Raw genomic sequence first — 3,463 nt, forward strand, 5'->3', positions numbered from 1 at the left:
CGCCGGTCTATCTTGCAGGCGCGCTGGTCACAGGCGTGGGCAGCGCCATCGTCGTGGTACTGTGGGCCGAGCTGTTCGCCTCACTCGGATCGAAGCGCACCGTGAACTACTCCGTGGTCGCCCTGCTCATCGCCGCCGTCGCGTACTTCGCCATCCGGCTGCTGCCCGTCGACGCGGCCCAGCTGGCCGTGGCCCTGCTGCCGGCGGCGAGCATGGGCTGCTTCCTGCACTACAAGCGCAGCGTGCCCCGCCTGCCCCGGCGCGAGCGCAACGTGCGGGTGAAGGCGCGCCCGCCGCTGCGGCTCGTGACCGTGGCGCTTTTCTTCGGCGTGTCGTTCGGCGCGATGAAAGGCCTCATGGCGCCCGTGGAGAGCGACTGGCTGGCCGTGCGCGACCTGCTGAACATCGCGGCCATCGTCGGCGGATCCGTGGCCATCTTCGCAACCATGAGCTGGGCGAAGATGGACTTCGACCATCTGACGTACCAAGTGGCCCTGCCGCTCATGGCGGCGGGCTTCCTGTTCCTGCCGCTGCACGAGCCGTGGAACGTCATCGGTACGGCGGTGCACCAGGCGGGCTACCAGTACTTCTACATCGTGCTGTGGGCGCTGTGGCCCGTGCTGGCCTCGCGCGGCGTGCCGGCCGGCTGGATAGCGGGATGGGGGCTTTTGTCCATCCAGCTGGGCCAGTTCGCCGGGTCAATCGCTGCGGCGCTGGCCGTGAACGTGGTGGACACCGACCTGGGGATGGCCATGCTCTCGGCGGGCATCATCTTCGCCATCCTCATCATCGCGCTGTTCGCCCTGGGCAGCGGGAAGGCCAGCACGGGCTGGGGTTACGTGAAGCCCATGGAGGAGGCCGACGCCGCCACCGACTTCGAGAAGGCCGGCACGCGCATCGCCCGGCGCTGCCGCCTGTCGCCGCGCGAGATAGAGGTGCTGTTCCTGCTGGCGAAGGGCCGCAACCGCGCCTACATCCGCGAGGAGCTGGTCATTGGCGACGAGACGGTGAAGAGCCACGTGAAGAGCATCTACCGCAAGGTGGACGTGCACTCGCAGCAGGATCTCATCGACCTCATAGAGGCCGAGACGCGCAACGCCTAAAGCGTGCCGCGCCGGTGCCCGCCGCACGCAACGGCCTCAACCCTCGCCCACGCTCATGGGCGCACGATGCGCATCATCCGCCCCGTAACCGTCCGCCCATCGGGTTATGGTATCGTGGGTGCCTGCAAGCTGGACGGGGCCGGCGCGGTGCGCGTCGGCATGGGCACGAGAGGTACCGATGATGCACAACCACCGCGAGGGGCAGCGCAGCACCGAGGCGGAAGCCAAGCTCGAAGCCGAGATAGAGGCGCTGACGTCCCAGGAAGCCGAGGCGGCGGCAACCCTCAAGAAGAAGATCCCCCTGCCGCTCAAGGTGTTCGCCATCCTGTGCATCGTGGCAGGCGTCGCCATCCTGCCCATGATCGGGTTCGTCATCGTGGCCATGGTGATCGCGTTTCGCGAAGGCGCGCTCGCAGACGACTCTACGGCCTCCACGGTGCTGTTCTTCGCGCTGCTGGCTATCCTGGCCCTGCTCACCGTGGCGTTCATCGTGTTCGGCATCCGCCTGCTGCGCGACAAGCGGCGCTTTGCGGCGCAGACCGCCGAGCTGCTCACCGGCCTCATGGTAGCCGGCATCCTGTGTGACATCATGCTTTTCGGCCTGGACGGCACCGTGCTGTTCTTCGTGGCCTTCATCGTGTTCCTCGTGGTGCTTACCAGCTACCTGGACCCGTCGCTTGCCGACGAGCGCGAGCTGCAACGCAAGCTGCGCGACATGGAGACGCGCGAGGACGCCGAGGACGGCACGCTCGGGCGCGACGAGACCGGCAAGGGGTTCATTGCCCTCAACTTCTTCAACCTGTTCTGGATATTCACCGTCTGCTGCGTGCTGGGCCTTATCATCGAGACGGTGTACCACTTCGTCGTGGTCGACCCCGGCCACTACCAGGACCGTGCCGGCCTGCTGTTCGGGCCCTTCTCGCCCATCTACGGGTTCGGCGCCGTGCTCATGACCGTGGCGCTCAACCGCTTCCACGACAAGAACGTCGTCCTCATCTTCCTGGTGAGCGCGGTCATCGGCGGGGCATTCGAATACCTGACCAGTTGGTTCATGCAGTTCGCCTTCGGCATTGTGGCCTGGGACTACTCGGGCACGTTCCTGTCCATCGACGGGCGCACCAACGGCATGTTCATGGCCATGTGGGGCGTGCTGGGCGTGATGTGGATCAAGCTGTGCCTGCCCTGGATGCTGAAGCTGGTGAACCTCATACCCTGGAATTGGCGCTACGCCGTCACCACGGTGTGCGCGGCCCTCATGATCGTGGACGGCGCCATGACGTTGCTGTCGCTGGACTGCTGGTACCAGCGCATGGCCGGCAAGCCGGCCGAGACCGCCATGGCCCAGTTCTTCGACCGCAACTTCGACAACGAGTACATGCAGGAGCGCTTCCAGAGCATGTCGATAGACCCCTCCAACGCCACCCGCGCGAACTGAGACGGATGCTAAGGCAGGGGAGGTTTTCCGTCTCCCTGCTCCTTCCCCTACGAACCCAGCATGATCCTGATGATCTCGTCGTTGGTGGCGCGCATGCCGTCGCGGCCGAGGCGGGCGATGGAGTCGATGGTGTTCTCCACGCCCTTCTTCACGATGCCGTCGCCGCCGTAGAACTGCTGGCCGTCGCGGTACATCACGTAGCCCAAGATGCCGGCGTTCACCGAGAAGGCTATCTTGCCGGCGCACGAGGGCTTCGCGCCGTCGCACACCATGCCGGCCACGATGGAGAGCGCGTTCACCACAGCGTGGCACGCCTCCTTGTAGCCGCCGCCGTCCAGGTACGCGATGCCGGCGCCCGCCGCCGCGCCCGCGCATACGGCGCCGCAGAAGGCCGACAGGCGCCCGATGCCCGTCTTCTGGTGGATGGCCACGAGGTTCGAGAGCACGAGCGCGCGGTAGAGCTGCTCGTCGCTCGACCCCAGCTCGCGCGCGTACACGATGAGCGGCACCGACACGGTGATGCCCTGGTTGCCGCTGCCCGAGTTGATGACCACCGGCAGCTCGCAGCCGCTCATGCGCGCGTCGGACGCCGCGGCGGCGCAGGCGCAGGCGCGCACCTTCACGTCGTCGCCGTAGGCGCCCAACATGACGCTGCCGATGTCGGCGCCCCAATCGCCGGCCAGCCCCTCGTCGGCCACCGCTGCGTTGCAGGCAACCTGCCGCTCCAGCAGCCCGCGCACGTCGTCCAGGTCCACCGTCATGGCGAAGTCCCAGATGCCGGCCATCGAGAGCACGCCGCGGTCGGTCATGCCCTCGGCCTCGCCGCCCTCGGACGCAGGAGCGGCGTCGCGCAGCACCTCGCCGTCGCGCTCCTCGCGCACGATGTTCGTGTGGAAGTCGGCGATGCGCACGAGCGCGCGGCGCG

At 67.3% G+C, this 3,463-nt stretch carries 3 protein-coding genes; 2 read left to right on the top strand and 1 reads right to left on the bottom strand.

What is annotated here, in order from left to right:
* Together GPA_RS04580 and GPA_RS04585 are read left to right on the top strand one after the other, a co-directional pair.
* Positions 1-1,103 (top strand): helix-turn-helix domain-containing protein (locus GPA_RS04580; RefSeq protein ID WP_083808913.1); only part of this gene is annotated, 1,103 nt, incomplete at its 5' end.
* Between the two features lie 178 nt (positions 1,104-1,281).
* On the top strand, positions 1,282-2,538 hold the full coding sequence (locus GPA_RS04585; protein WP_015539088.1) for a putative ABC transporter permease: 1,257 nt from the start codon (positions 1,282-1,284) through the stop codon (positions 2,536-2,538).
* Positions 2,539-2,585: 47 nt separating this feature from the next.
* On the opposite strand, the gene GPA_RS04590 is transcribed toward GPA_RS04585, so the two are convergent.
* On the bottom strand, positions 2,586-3,463 hold an 878-nt coding region (locus GPA_RS04590), incomplete at its 5' end, for an L-cysteine desulfidase family protein (RefSeq protein WP_041239094.1).

This window comes from Gordonibacter pamelaeae 7-10-1-b, from assembly GCF_000210055.1.
GTDB classification, from domain to species: Bacteria; Actinomycetota; Coriobacteriia; order Coriobacteriales; family Eggerthellaceae; genus Gordonibacter; species Gordonibacter pamelaeae.